Raw genomic sequence first — 14577 nt, forward strand, 5'->3', positions numbered from 1 at the left:
CAACAGAGTTGACAGCTCCGTCACAAACCGCGACCGTTCCCCGAATAACAAGCCCTTACCGGTACCCGAATTCATGCTGAAGCCGGCATTTCCCGCTCTCGAAATATTTGCGCAGCTGCCTCCCGGAGGACTGCTGCTCACCCCCAACAACCGTTTGCGCAACCGCTGCCAACAGGTGTTTGCCGCGCAGCAGTCGCCCGGTGCCTGCTGGATGCCGCCGCCGGTGGAATCCCTGCGCAGCTGGCTGGACAAACTCTGGTTCCAGCTGCAACAGCGCAACTGGCAGCCCGCCTTGCAACAGGTATTGAATCGCGAGCAACGGCAGTTACTCTGGCAGCGCGCCCTGGATGAATCCCTGGATCGGCAACTGCTCAACAGCCAGCAACTGTGCCGGGATGCCGATAGCGCCCTGGCGCAGCTGCTCCAATGGCAGCTGATTTCCGATCTCTCGCAAATAGATGAAGCGCTGACTCCGCTTTTGGAGCAGTTCGCACTCTCTATACGCAGCGACGAACTGCCGCTATGCGCCATGATCAAAGCCTTTGCCACTGAGCTTCAGGCCCACAGCGCCATCACGCCAGACCAGCGTGATCAACTGATCCTGCGCGCATTCCAAGAAGGCATTCTGGAACCCCTGCCGCAAATTGATACCGCCGGCTTTGCCCAGATTTCGCCCCTCGCCAATGCCCTGATTCACGCAGGTGCAACAGCCGTTAATGAAAGGCCGGGACTTACCCAGCAAAGTGAATTATCCGTAGCCGCCTGCGCCGATTTGGATGAAGAACTCTACCAGGCAGCCCTTTGGGCTGGGCAAAAGCTCGCCGAAAATCCCGGCCACAGCGTCGGCATAGTGGTGAATAATCTGGGCCAATGCCGCGCCCAGGTGGAAGCGGTATTTTCCCGCGTGCTCGAACCCCAATACCTGGACCCGCAGCAACCGCGCTACACACTGCCGTTTAACTTCTCCGCCGGTACGCCACTGGCGCAAACACCGGTCGGCAGCGCCGCCTTACAATTGCTATCGCTACTGCAAGACGAATGGGATTACCCTCAATTGCAAAATATCCTGTTCAGCCCCTTCTGGGGTGACGACAGTGAAACCTGGCTGCGCAGCGCCCTGTTCCGCCGTTTACAAAAACTGGAACTGCGCCGTATCGACGGCGCAACCCTGCGCTACTGGGCCGAACGCACCGCAGAAGTCCTCCACTTGGAATCACCACAACTGCCCCGCCAGCTGGAACAAATGGCCGAACGCGCCCGGCGCTGGCAGCGAGCGCCCGCTGAAATTTGGGCCGCGCGCTTTTCCGAAACACTTAGCGCATTAAATTGGCCCGGCAGCCGCAACCCGGACAGCCAGGAATACCAGCAGCTGATGCAATGGGAGTCCATCCTGGAAGAGTTCGCCGCACTCAGCGCCTGCGGTGGCAACCTTACCCTCACCCAGGCCCTGCAATTGCTGCGTCAGATTGCCAGCCGCACCCCCTTCCAAGCGGAAACCCGCGATGGCCCCCTGCAAATTCTCGGGGTACTGGAAGCCGGCGGCCTTGCCTTCGATCACCTGCGCCTCGTCGGCTTCGGCCAACAGCAATGGCCGCCGGCCCCAGCACCCAATCCGCTATTGCCAATTCAGTGGCAAAAACACTGGAAAATGCCCCGTGCCAGCGCCGAGCGGGAATTGGAACTGGCCCGAGAACTCACCGCCGACCTGCAGAATGCCAGCGGCGATATCGTCGTGAGTTACACCTGCGAAGAAGATGGTGTGCAGCAGGGCCTGAGCAGCTTGTTTGAAAGCCCGCAACAAGCCCAGCACTTTGCCGAAGGCGCCCTGCACAATCACTACAGCCAACTGGCGCAAGCCTGCCAACTGGAAAAAATCGAAGACAAAAAGCTACCGCCACTCACCCCCGCCGAATGCGAACGGGTGCGCGGCGGTGCCTCGGTGCTCAAGGCCCAAGCCCTGTCCCCGTTAAATGCGCAGTTGCTCTTCCGCCTCGGCGCCAGCAGTTTTACCCAACCGGATATCGGCCTCGGCCCCGCCGAGCGCGGCAATGTGGTGCACCAGGTACTGGCGGAATTCTGGCAACAGTGCGGCACCCTCGCACAACTGCAAACCATGGACGATGAGAAACGCCAAGCGCAAATCGAGCGCGCGGTGGAGCGCTCCCTCGGCAGTGTGCGCAAAAAATACAATCACCTGCCGATCGGATTTTGGGCCATGGAAAAGCAGCGCCTGGAGCGCCTGCTGCAACAATGGCTATCCGTCGAACTGGACAGGCCCAATTTCTCCGTAGAAAAAGTCGAATGGGAACAAGCCGTGGAAATCGGCGGGCTGCACTTTAACCTGCGCCTGGACCGATTGGACCAACTCGCCAGCGGCGAACAATTGGTGATCGATTACAAAACTGGCGTCCCCAGTATTCGCGACTGGCTTACCCAGCGTATCCGCGAACCCCAGCTGCCGCTCTACGCCCTATTCCAACCGGACGCCCACGCCATCGCCTTCGGCCAGGTGCGCAACGGCGACTGCAAATGGAATGGCTGCGGAGACCTGGAGCACCCCATCACCGGCATTAAAGCCGTGGGCGATACCGAAAAGGAATCCCCCTACGGCACCTGGAGCAATCTGGTGGAGCACTGGCGCTACAGCCTGGAATCCCTCGCCACCGAATATCGCAGTGGTGTAGCCACCCTCGCCTTTGATCGCCCCACCGATAACAACAGTGAACTCTGGCCCCTGAACCGCTGGCCGGAAAGGGAGCAAATAACCGAATGAACGAAGTTGTGACCACTCCCGCCCTGCGCCGCCCCATCGATGCCGACGCCCGCAGCCAAGCCCTGGATATCAGTCGCAGCTTTGCCGTGTCTGCCCCGGCGGGTTCCGGTAAAACCGGCCTGCTCACCCAGCGCGTATTAAAGTTGCTCGCCGCCTGCCAGCAACCGGAAGAAGTGCTGGCCATTACCTTCACCCGCAAAGCTGCCGGTGAAATGCGCGAGCGCCTGATCGACGCCCTGCACAGCGCCCGCGACCAAGCCCGGCCAGATAACCCCCACGATGCCATCACCTGGGATTTAGCCCGCGCCCTGCTGGAGCGGGATCGCGAGCTGGAATGGGAACTGCTGCAAACACCCCAGCGCCTGCGTATTCAAACCATTGACGGCCTCTGCCGCAGCCTCGCCAGCCAACTGCCAATCGAAAGCGGCCTGGGCGCACCGGGTGAACCCCTGGAGCGCACTCAAATCGCCTTTGAGCTAGCGGTGGTGAACCTGCTCAAACACCTCGATGGCGAAACCCCAGACGCAGACCTACAGCAGCTACTGCTCCACCTGGACAACGACCTAGGCCAGCTCAATAAACTGCTGCGTATTTTGCTGGATAAGCGCGAGCAATGGCTCGGCCCACTTTTGAGCGTCAACTTCGACGGCGCCCAGGATTATTTCCATTTTGTTATCGACGAACTGGTGGCAGAAAAGCTGCAAGACCTCACCACAGCCCTCGGCAGTTATGCCGGGGAACTGCTGGAGCTGGCCAGTTATGCAGGCAGCAACTTACAAAAGGAAAACCCCAGCCACGGCCTGTGCCTCTTCGCCGAACTGGACGATTTTCCCAGCACAGACAGCAGCGGCCTACCCGCCTGGCTCGCCCTCGGCAGCCTGCTCCTCACCACCACTGGTGATCTGCGCAAAGGCGGCGGCATCAATAAAAAACTCGGTTTTGGCCTGCCAGATAAAAAAGATCCCGAGCGCCCCATCGCCGAAGAATACAAACAGCGCATGAAAGACCTGCTGGCGGAACTGGCCGGCAACGAACCGCTGCTCTCCGCCCTGCGGGAAGTAGGCAAACTCCCCAGCGGACTGCAACAGAGCCAATGGCAACTGCTGCAAGGGCTGGCCCAGGTACTGCCCAAGTTAGTCGCCGAACTAAAACTGGTATTCCAACAGCTGGGCGCCACCGACTATACGGAAGTGGCCCAAGCCGCACTGATCGCCCTGGGCGATAGCGATAACCCCACAGACCTGGCCCTAAAACTGGACCTGCAAACCCAGCATATTCTGGTGGACGAGTTCCAGGACACCTCCCACACCCAGCTACAACTACTGGAAAAACTCACTGCCGGCTGGCAGCAGGGAGACGGCCGCACCCTATTTATTGTCGGCGACGGCATGCAATCCTGTTACGGCTTCCGCAATGCCAACGTGGGTATTTTCCTGGATGCGCGCAAACGCGGTATCGGTGAAGTCCCCCTGGAAGCCCTCGATCTCCAGGTAAATTTCCGCTCCGAAAGCGCAGTGGTGAACTGGGTCAACGAGACTTTCCAAAGAGCCTTTCCGCAAGCAGACAATATCGGGCGCGGCGCCGTGCGCTATCTGCAATCCGAAGCTTTTAAAGGCAGCAAATGGGCCGAGCCCTCGGTGAATTTCTACGGCTGCATCGATGACGAAGACCGCAACCGCGAAGCCACCCAAGCGGTTGAGCTGGTGCAGCAATTACAAGCGCAAGATCCGGAAAGCCGCATCGCCATTCTGGTGCGAAAGAAAAAACATCTGCAAAAAATTCTGCCGGCCCTAAGTACTGCCAATATCGCCTTCCAGGCCCCAGAGCTGGCGCCGCTCGCCAGTAAAATGGTGGTGTTGGATTTACTCAGTCTCACCCGCGCCCTACTCGACCCCAGCGACCGAATCAGCTGGCTGGCTGTACTGCGCGCCCCCTGGTGCGGACTGCAACTGCCAGACCTTTACACCCTGGCCAACTGGGGCAATGGGGATATCACCGTAACCGATACCAGCGCACGCCCATTATTAATGGCCTTGCAGGAAGTGGACGATATCGCCCTGCTCAGCGATGAAGGACGCACACGCCTGGCCCAAGTGGCTCCCAAACTACTGCACGCCTGGCAACAGCGCGGCCGCAAACCCCTGCGCACCTGGATTGAAGGCCTCTGGCTGGAACTGGGCGGCCCCGCCACCGTAGCGCAAAAATCTGACTTAAATAATGTGCAGGATTTTCTGCAATTATTAGAAGCCTTCGATACCGGCGGCGCCATTACCGACTGGCAACAGTTCATCCTGGCCCTGGAACAGCTCTACGCCCGCCCCGCCCAGGATGCCAAAGTGCAGGTGATGACCATTCACAAATCCAAAGGGCTGGAGTTCGAACACGTACTGATCCCAGGACTGGACCAAGGCGGCAACCCCGGCAGCGACCAACTGCTGCGCTGGAGCGAATGGCTCAGCCGCGAAGGCGAAAGCCGCTTCCTGCTCGCTCCCAAAAATGCGCGCGGCGGCCGCGACCCGGTTTTTGAATACCTGAAGCACGACAACAGCGAACGCGAACGTCTGGAAGGCACCCGCCTGTTGTATGTAGGCTGCACCCGCGCCATCCGCTCACTGCATCTTTTAGCCTGTATCAACCGGGATGAAAAAAAGGGCCACCTAAAAGCCCCCGGCAGCGCCGCCCTACTCGCCGGCATTTGGCCCGGTGTTTTGCACCATCGGGAAAGCGACTGGTGTCACTGGTTGGAAGCAGAAGAACCCCTGCTCAACCAGGAAGAAACCAGCAGAGATCACGACTACCTGCTGCGCCTGCCCAAGCAATGGCAACCCCAAGCCATGCCCCGACAGGAGTGGCTGGCCCAATACCGCATGCCAGACTACCAACCCAAAACAGAGGAAGAAGACAACATTCCCGAACTGGGCCAGGTAGCCCTGCGCTGGCTCAAACACGCCGGCACCGTAGCCCACGAAACCCTCGCCACCATTGCCGAGACCAATATCAACGACTGGGCACCCAGCAAACTGGAAGCCCAACGCCCCCTGTGGCAACTGCGCCTGAAACAATTGGGGCTATCCGCCACCAGCCTGGATCGCGCTGCTGAGAAAGTGGAGATCGCCGTACGCAACAGCCTCAACTGCCCCACCGGCCGCTGGCTATTGGATGGCTCATTAAGGGAATCCGCCTGCGAACTGGAACTCCACAGCGGCGGCCGACAGTTACGGCGCTCCATTGTGGACCGCACCTTTATTGATAACGAAGGTACCCGCTGGATTGTCGATTACAAAACAGCTGAGCCCAGTGGTGAAGAAAGCCAGGAGGAATTTATTGCGGCTCAGCTGGAGCAGTATCGGAATCAGTTGGAGAATTACCGCAAGCTCTTTTATGCGCGGGGAGAGCGGAATATTCGGTGTGCTCTGTATTTTCCGTTGATGCAGAGGTTGGTGGAGTTGGATTAGGGTACGCTAGGCTTGGTGCAGGGCTCGTACCTGCACTTTTTATAAAGTGGTAAGAGATAAGCTATCCCCAAAACTACGCCTATTAGATTTGACTCGAATCGTGGTCCAGAGAAACCTGAGTTACCTGGCTAGCCTAATAGCCCTGGCAGATAAGCCATATAGTATCTGCAAACTTTGTCAATCTTACTCACTTCTGCTAGAGAAATACTGATAAAGCTTTAAAACAAAAAGCAGGGAGTCAAATGATGAACACAGAATTTTGAACACCCTCCCAAAGGATGGAGGCTCCTCTCGAGCCTCCATCCATCTAGTGCCTGACTCTTATCTGACACAGCGACATCGATTTTTACGTTAAGTCTTTAAGCATGGAAAAAAATACGGCAAAGCTGCTGCTTTTCTCCAACACCTTAACTCGCTAACTTTTCCCAATTAATTCTATGTAGTCGTCATATTTTGGATAAACAGAGTAGTCGGGGTTCTTGCCCTCATACATTTGTTTAAGTTTTTTAGCCAGGTTTTCAGTCTGAATTACAATTTCACCAGCATTATTTCGTGTTTCTTCGTCTTCAGACTCTAATTCTTTATATATTTTTTGTAACTCGAGTTCGTTCAATCGTACCAAGTTTAAAATATCGGCTATATCAAGCATGTTCATACCTTCTGTAAACATTCTGCTAGGTTGTCAAGCAACATACAAAATTTGGTAACCGGCATATCCCAATTTGGGCGAATCGTGTAATGAAAACACTTAAATCTCTTATGCCAATCATCCTTTGTAATCACTAAACCTTTAGGGATTTTGGTATTATCAAATGAAAGCAAGAAGTATTCCCAAGACTTAACTGGACACCCCTTAGCATCAAATAGTGATATCCCACCAGATTTACAGTCAACCCATAACTCTCCACCCTTTCTATAAGTCTTGATGTCTTCATTTCGAACACGGCCATTAGATAGAAGAAATGACTTCAAAATTGGATACAGGATTGGATCACTATTGTTAGGGTTTCTTCCTCTAAATAGATTCACATTCAGATCAAAGCTAGAGTCAAAAAGCTCCCCTAGCTCTCGTTTATCAACAAAAAATTGATCTTCCTTCTCATCTTCTTTCATTGATTAAAACTCTCCTTGTATTCTTAAGCTTTCGCTTTACTCTGCTCTCTCCGCTAGTAGTAAAGTGCAATACATGGTAGGCAGAGCGCAAAGACGATCCTGCACTTTCAGCGAATTGAAGTATAAATCTTCGAGCGTTTTGACTAAAGAAGAAAGTCACAAAACACTGGCTGCACAATAAAAACCTGATAGCTCTTATACGAACATATAGAAAAATATAGGCGTCAAAATTATCTTATTGGAATTTATTAGGTTTTTCTAAGTATCAATTCTGCGTAGAATTGACTGATAACTATCAGATTTTAGGGCAGTGAGTAGGCAAATTCTGTAAGGGCCCACCCTAAAGATAGATCCAGGAATTTTCTAAAAAGAGTCACCTCTTCAACAGGAGAACGGCAGCGTAAAGTAAGAATAGAGAAAAGGCGCTGACCCAAGGTGCTGCAACACCAGGGGCCAGCTAACCAAATTGATAAGGACGCTATCAAGATGGCTGTATGCATACTACGCTAGAAACCCGCTCGTCTTCAATAAAGTGGAGCACAATTAGCAGCTTGGAGCGATTCTTCAAGCTCTGGGAGCCTAGCGCCCGCCTTTTCCTATTCTGCGCCCACCGCCCCCGCGCCCCACCCCACTCTTCCACCAAGTATCACTTACCAAACTTCCCTCCAGGGAATGCCCACCCACAGCTTGAGTATCGCTAGGAAACAAACATGTTGATCCTAAAGCGCCGAACAGGCGAAAACCTCAGAATTGGAATGAATGTCTCGATCACAGTGTTAGAAGTGAAGGGAAATCAAGTAAAGATAGGCATCCGCGCCCCTAAATCTCTTCCCGTACATCGAGAAGAGATCTATGTGCGCATTGAAAAAGAACACAAAGTAGGCAATTGAGGGTGTTGAGGACAAATGCTCCAAGGAAGGAGGCCCGGCCGCGAGCTAAAGCCAGTGCAGAAACTAAATTTTATCAGACACTAAAGCGCTTTCGCTTTGTTTATTTCAGTGGAACGGTGGTCATACGAAGACCCAGCCCAGTAGAGGCTATCCACTGAAATCTGAGTATTGTTTACGTTACGAGTGGTTTTGGCTGGTTTACTTGGTCTTGCCATAGAGCACCTCAACTGCATAGTTTATCACTTAAGAGAGCATCAGGCGTTGGTGTATAGGATCAATGTGCTTTTGGTGAATATAAGAGCTCTCTCTGTGCGCGACAACTTTAACTTCCCATACTTTTAATAGCGCAAGTTCCACTCCAATTATGGGTTTATCTGAAGGGATATGATTAGGGTGATAAACCCTTTCGATCAGTGGCAATCAGAGGCCATCCAACCACCATCAAAATCAGCCTTCTTGGAAAGCCAAGCCATTACTGCCAGAAAGACAGTCACGCCAGCAAAATTAGTAACATCAGTCATCGGGCCATAGTAAAATCCACACATAATTTAAGACCTTTAGGAACAGTAATCCTCAGAAATCTTTCCTCATCTCCCGTTAGATTAGCCGTATTTTTCTAATGCCCCGCAATTTTCTCCTGGCCTATGTAATAAATAGCTATCTCTGATTAGATGTAGAGGAATTTGATATTCTCTCAGGCTCTGCAAGAAGGTTGCCCAACCCTTGTGAGTCAATAGTTTTAGCTGTAACGTAACCTTCCTCCTCCCCCCTCCGGAACACCAATTATTTTGTCGTCGATAAACTATGATTAATTTTCTTTCTGTAGCGGCAGTTAAAAGACTTAGGTTTCCCACCTGAAGAACTCCTCCAGATAGCTTTCCAAAATCCAAACTCTGTGCCATTCGAAGGTCTTTTGTCCAGCTAGGGGGCATTGCTGCTGCCCTCATATAACTTTTTGGGGTGCATGGCGAATCGTACCAATAATCAGTACAATGCTGGGGACATTTCATCATTTTAATATGCTGCCCTGGTCTCTGAGATTAAAAAGCCGAGAATTGATCAGGAACTAAGCGTACGAGCTCTCGCCGAGACTTTAGGAGGGTCACACTCGTTTGCGCAGAAAGTGGAAATGATGAAAAGGCAGTTGGATGTGCATAAGTATTCAATATACTGTAAAGCTCTGGCAGTTAAACTGACAGATTGGATTAGAGCTTTTGGAATAGTAAATGACCAATGGATAAGGTGCAGGACATGAGTTTATCTAATTGGCCAATAACTTTAAGGCAAGATGGTCAAGAATTGACGAAGATATGGATTTTCAATTAACTCATAAAGATCGTTTGCATATCAGGGAATCGTTGCTCAATATTACTCTGGATCCATCAGATAAGGACCAAAGCTTAATCCGCAATGCTTCTTTACACCTAAGAAATAACCCTCCATTCAGCAGTGCTGAAAGAAGCTATCACCAATATACGGTAGATCTAATCAATTTCCTTAGGCGCTACCCCGATGATAGCAGGTCAAAAACAATACGCCGTGCTCTGAAGCTCCTGCAATCGCCAGGTGAATATGCTATCTCTTCGGTTAAGGCATTTATTGCAGGCTTTGCTCTCCATGAGATATCTGATGATGGAAGCCTTCAGGTAGTAGATGAGATCCGGGGACTTTCGCCGAAAGAAAAGCAGGTTGCGGAATCGATGCTACTCGATCTTGCCAGCAGTAGCGGGAAAAATGATGCCGAAATCCTGGAGCAAACTGCTCGCTTTGTGGCCAGTTTCGGTGAGGGTGAGTCTACCTCTTTGGTAACTCGGTTTCTGCGAAATATTAAAAAACTGACAAACGTTCTTACCGATAGCGATGAGTGGACTACAGAACAAAAAACATGGGCCAGAGGGGCTCTGTCTTATCTGCATTTGAATGAAGACACAGTTCCAGATGACATCGGCATAATTGGGCTGTTAGATGATATGTATGTTGTAGCCACCGCTATGAGTTTTATTGGCACCATTGCTCAACCTATCGAAGAAGTTATTTCTGATCTTTATACCTCCTGGCCGTTCCTCCGAGACTTAGTAGTGACCTACAGAGAGACTGAGTACAGCTACAGTGAATTCTCCCTGATTAATACAGCTCTTGCATGCCCGACGTTGACCTTAAGTGATAGCCTGGAACGTTCCGCTCTGATTCTTCCGGTTTCAGGCATCACTCCATTTATAATTGCTTTCGGTGCATCTTTGGGGGCAGCTTATGATGCGGCTTCCACTGGCGATACACCATCGTTTACACTAGGGCAGAAAGTCAGGGCCGATAACAATGCTATTGCGATTTATGATGGTATAGAGGAATGCCAGGGCAATAATTATATCCGGCTTACGCGCCGTTCGACCAGAAAAGGAGAGAAAACTGAGGCTTCTTCCTTTATTCCGGTGGATCAAATCAGTCGATTGTCCCCCGCGCCTGACAATGCCATTCCTAGAGGTGATATTCCGACACAGATAGACTGTGCGGAAATAACGCTTGCGGGGACAGAGGCACTTTTTCATCTGGCTTTACCTCAGCAGTTTAACAGTGTTTTCAGTCGCATATGGTTGGTTTCAAAGGTATCTGTTATTCGGTCGCTTGTATCGGAAGTGCGGCTACACGGACACCCGCTTTCAGGTGTTATACCGATGGGACATATCAAAAAAGACGGTGAGCTGCAACGGTGGGATTCGAGGTTTGGAACAACGGAATGTGTACTGACAACTATTTCAGATCTGGATTTGGCTGCTGAAATACTTGAGGAACAGGATTTAACCCACAAGGATTTAGTGGTGATTGATCTAAGCGGGACCAATAGAAACAGACTTTCAGCACTCAATCAGATTCACTCTCTTGGTACAAGAGTGCTTTGTATCGCAGAAGAGAAAGATACAGACACGATCAGTAGCCTTGAAAATAACAGTTACGACTTTTGGGAGTGGTCTTCAAGAGAAGCGAAAGAGCTTTTTAGTAGTAGAGCGCCAAATACTTACGATGCACACCCTTTCAGTCAAAATGATTACTCTGTAATTCGCAGCTTGGTTTTGGAGCCAAGTGTCCAGGTGCTGAATAGCTCAGATGCTCAGAAGGCAAAAGCTGATCTTTATCATCTTGATGCAGAAGCACGTAAGGCGGGTGAGGATGCAACAGATGAGCTACTGGCGATTCGTGACGAGCTATTTGGTATTAGCCTGGAACTTATCAGGACCCCGGTGGTATTGACTTCATTGTCGAGTGTATACAGTAAAGTCATCCGTAGTCTGAGCCAGCTATTCGAAAAGACACAGAAAAGCCTGTATTTGAGCACGGAAGAAAAGGCACTTACACTTGGTGTGATAGAGTCGCTACGGTGTTTCTCACTAAAGCTAGAGACAGTCAACCTGAAGGAAGACGCCATCATTGAAACTGTCAACTCTGCTACCGACGCAAGGGTTCTTGCACCTCCCCGCTTTCCAGCAAACCTATCCCTTTTGCAAGCTGAGTTGAAAGATGGCCAGCTTTTCCTGCCCTGGCAAAAGGTCCATAAACAGGAGTACGGAACGCTCATCATTCCTTACTGGCCAGGCTACAGAAAGGCTTGGGAAATTCTTTCAAACCCTCCTGCCCGGAAAATATTATTCATTCTATATTCGTTTGAGGATGAATGGCGATCCGCTTTTTACGGCAGACGAGAGAGGTCAAAAACTAAGCGTGCTGAGAGTAGTCGCAGATCTGCAATTTTTAATGGTAATTACCCCTGGAGCCCTCCTCCTGCTTATGTACCTCCGTTTATCGATCAGAGAATTGCAGATCATGCATTGCATGAAGAGCAGGATTTCCGATTTAGACAACAAGTAGTTCATGCAGCATTAAAAGAAGGTGAATTCGCTGATACTGAAGCGCGGATGGTTGCTTTTAATGGTAGTGCTCACGCTTTTTTTACTCAGGAACATGAAGCCTTGTCTGCCTCCCATCTGATACCGGGTGTCATCGATGAAAATACTAGTAAAGATAAGCTCCGCCCTGTAAAAGTTAAAGACCTTACTGAAGGCGATGTGCTCGTATTTCTGCATGGTGCAAACCGTGATGCTATCCGTGAGCTTGCAGATGCAGGTCTCCCTCATGGGATGAGAAAAACTGCTAAGTTATGGCAGAAATCACTCAAGGAATTCGTAGCTGAAAACAGGCTTTCATTAGCCGAACTGAAAAGGAGATTGGAAGCTGCAGGATGCAAGCGTCATATTGTAACGTTGAAAATGTGGCTGGAAAGTGAATCACTTATTGGCCCAAGAAATTATGCTAGTGGTGATCTTGAGGCTATTGTTCAGGTGACTGGCGATAAAGAGTTTCAGGAAAAAATGGCAGAGTGTGCAAATGCGATTTCAAAGGTCTGGGGTGAGCATTTGCGAGTTTCGAGGATGATAGCGGAACGAGTTCTTTCCAGCTTGAGAGGTCGAATGGCTGAGTTGGTCGATCTGACGGCTCCATTAGATGTCGGTGATGGTCTGTTACTTGCCCAGGTGGAATATGTGGAGGATGAAAGTGTCATGGTTCCGCTTTCCACGGTTAATCAACTCAGGGAGAGTATTTAATGGCCAGAATGATACCGCAGACTATCCACCCTGATGTTAAAAGCAGTGCAGAAAAACGAATGTTCCGCCTCCTCAAGGACGCCCCAAATACAGATAACTGGATAATTATACACTCACTTGGACTTTCGCGACATCAGACAAAAAGGCGAGGAGAAATAGACTTCGTCATTTTGTGTGATAGAGGGGTGTTTATCATAGAGGTGAAAGGTGGAAGAATCAGCAGGAACGGGGGGATCTGGCAGACTCAGAATAAGTACAATGAATATTCGAAGCTTCACGAAAGCCCTTACGAGCAGGCTTCATCTGCAATGTTCGCACTTGAGAGGGATGTTCGGGCGAAATTCATGGGCGGTCACCCGCTGCACAAAGTCATTATGGGCTATGGGGTGATGCTGCCTAATACAAGTGAAAGCACTATTGAATTTGGGACAGATGGAGATCGAGATTTAACCTATTGTATTGAGGATTCACGACAACCGATATCTCATTATATCAGCAGAATAGCCAGCTTTTTCGAAAAAAAGAACACATCATTGCAGCGACCGACCCCCAAAGATCTGGAGGTATTGTCCACTTTTCTCCGTGGTGACTTTGATTTACTGCCTCCGCTTTGGTCAAAAGCTAAAGAAACAGAAGAAGAGCTGCTGGAGCTCACCAAGGAACAGTACCAGTTGCTAGATACCATGGTAGGTAGACCGAGAATTATTATTCGGGGCGCTGCTGGTACAGGGAAAACAGAGCTTGCTCGTCGAGAAGTTCTGAATGCTGCCAGGTCCAGAAAAAGTGTACTCCTTTTATGTTATAACAGGTTGCTTGCAGCAAAACTACAGACTGACCCCCTCTGCTCCCAGTATTCTGAAAATATTCAAGTCAGCTCTGTTTATCAATATATGGACGAGCTCATTCGCAGCTCTCCTTACATAGATGAATTCAGAGCGAAACAGGATGAGGAAGATCCCGATTTAATCTATCGAGAACTATATCCAGAATATGCATCCCTTGCGAAGCTAAATGATGAAAATTCGTGGGACATGCTCATCGTGGACGAAGGCCAGGACTTCATAACCGAGTCGGTCCTCGATTTTCTTGGGTTGTGTTTGTCTGGTGGACTTGAGTCTGGTAGCTGGCGCTGGTTTATGGACGATAATAATCAGGCAGCGGTGTATGGTAAGGCTGATCCCTCAAGTATTTCCCGGCTGGAGCAGTTTGGCGTCAGTCACTTGCTGACTATAAACTGCCGAAATACTCGTCAAATTCATGATGAGACCAGCATGCTCACAACCCCTGAAATGCTGGCTGTAGCTCGTGTCGAAGGGCTTCCAGTTCGCTATGTTTGGTATTCGAAATCGTCTGACCAGAAAAAACTCCTTAAAAAGCAAATTAACAGGATTGTATCAGGTGGTATCAGCCGAAAGGATGTAGTAATACTCTCCGGGAGCTCTGGTGCGAAAGCTGTTGCAGGTGAACTGACGGGGAGTGAAGTTAAAGATCTGGATGAAGCATGCCTGACAAATAAGAATGCGGAGGACGTTGTTCGCCGCACTACCATATCTGCCTTTAAGGGGCTTGAGGCAGACGTGATTATTTTAACTGACATAAATGACTTTGAGTCCGACTGGTGGAAGTCTGTTTTATATGTGGGTATGTCGCGAGCGAGGGTTGAACTGGTTATTTTGTTGCCTGAGAAGTTGAGGGTTGTCTACAACCAGAAAGTTCGTGAAATGTTGGATAGCATTAAGGATGAGGTGTGA

General features: G+C 50.5%; 7 protein-coding genes. 5 read left to right on the forward strand and 2 right to left on the reverse strand.

Going from position 1 to position 14577, the window contains the following annotated elements:
• Window positions 1-73: 73 nt before the first annotated feature.
• Both ACJJIT_RS10710 and ACJJIT_RS10715 read left to right on the forward strand, forming a co-directional pair.
• Window positions 74-2773, forward strand: a complete 2700-nt coding sequence (locus ACJJIT_RS10710; RefSeq protein WP_444897106.1) for a PD-(D/E)XK nuclease family protein — start codon at window positions 74-76, stop codon at window positions 2771-2773.
• Window positions 2770-6228, forward strand: a complete 3459-nt coding sequence (locus ACJJIT_RS10715; protein WP_444898354.1) for a UvrD-helicase domain-containing protein — start codon at window positions 2770-2772, stop codon at window positions 6226-6228. Before ACJJIT_RS10710 ends, ACJJIT_RS10715 begins: the two co-directional genes overlap by 4 nt.
• Before the next feature lie 415 nt (window positions 6229-6643).
• Here the strand turns inward: ACJJIT_RS10715 and ACJJIT_RS10720 are convergent, their stop codons facing one another.
• Together ACJJIT_RS10720 and ACJJIT_RS10725 are read right to left on the reverse strand one after the other, a co-directional pair.
• Window positions 6644-6877 (reverse strand): hypothetical protein, encoded by a 234-nt coding sequence (locus tag ACJJIT_RS10720; protein WP_444898355.1) that lies wholly within the window; start codon window positions 6875-6877, stop codon window positions 6644-6646.
• Window positions 6878-6879: 2 nt separating this feature from the next.
• Window positions 6880-7341, reverse strand: a complete 462-nt coding sequence (locus ACJJIT_RS10725; protein WP_444898356.1) for a Tse2 family ADP-ribosyltransferase toxin — start codon at window positions 7339-7341, stop codon at window positions 6880-6882.
• 710 nt (window positions 7342-8051) lie between these two features.
• Between ACJJIT_RS10725 and csrA the strand changes: the two genes are divergently transcribed.
• The 3 genes from csrA to ACJJIT_RS10740 all read left to right on the forward strand — a co-directional run bounded on the left by csrA (window position 8052) and on the right by ACJJIT_RS10740 (window position 14577).
• Window positions 8052-8231 (forward strand): carbon storage regulator CsrA, encoded by a 180-nt coding sequence (gene csrA / locus ACJJIT_RS10730; RefSeq protein ID WP_444898357.1) that lies wholly within the window; start codon window positions 8052-8054, stop codon window positions 8229-8231.
• A 1310-nt stretch (window positions 8232-9541) separates the two neighbouring features.
• The gene (locus tag ACJJIT_RS10735; RefSeq protein ID WP_444898358.1) at window positions 9542-12826 is read left to right on the forward strand and encodes a DrmE family protein; all 3285 of its coding nucleotides are present in this window, start codon (window positions 9542-9544) and stop codon (window positions 12824-12826) included.
• Window positions 12826-14577: an NERD domain-containing protein gene (locus ACJJIT_RS10740; protein WP_444898359.1), complete on the forward strand. Its 1752-nt coding sequence runs from the start codon at window positions 12826-12828 to the stop codon at window positions 14575-14577. Before ACJJIT_RS10735 ends, ACJJIT_RS10740 begins: the two co-directional genes overlap by 1 nt.

Source organism: Microbulbifer mixtoriginis (SeqCode) (assembly GCF_052467515.1).

What these genes read in the sequence shown, in the direction of transcription:
- ACJJIT_RS10710 (WP_444897106.1), top strand. Translation starts at nt 74, where the DNA reads ATGCTGAAGCCGGCATTTCCCGCTCTCGAAATATTTGCGCAGCTGCCT.
- ACJJIT_RS10715 (WP_444898354.1), top strand. Translation starts at nt 2,770, where the DNA reads ATGAACGAAGTTGTGACCACTCCCGCCCTGCGCCGCCCCATCGATGCC.
- ACJJIT_RS10740 (WP_444898359.1), top strand. Translation starts at nt 12,826, where the DNA reads ATGGCCAGAATGATACCGCAGACTATCCACCCTGATGTTAAAAGCAGT.
- ACJJIT_RS10725 (WP_444898356.1), bottom strand. Translation starts at nt 7,341, where the DNA reads ATGAAAGAAGATGAGAAGGAAGATCAATTTTTTGTTGATAAACGAGAG.
- ACJJIT_RS10735 (WP_444898358.1), top strand. Translation starts at nt 9,542, where the DNA reads ATGGATTTTCAATTAACTCATAAAGATCGTTTGCATATCAGGGAATCG.
- csrA (WP_444898357.1), top strand. Translation starts at nt 8,052, where the DNA reads ATGTTGATCCTAAAGCGCCGAACAGGCGAAAACCTCAGAATTGGAATG.
- ACJJIT_RS10720 (WP_444898355.1), bottom strand. Translation starts at nt 6,877, where the DNA reads ATGCTTGATATAGCCGATATTTTAAACTTGGTACGATTGAACGAACTC.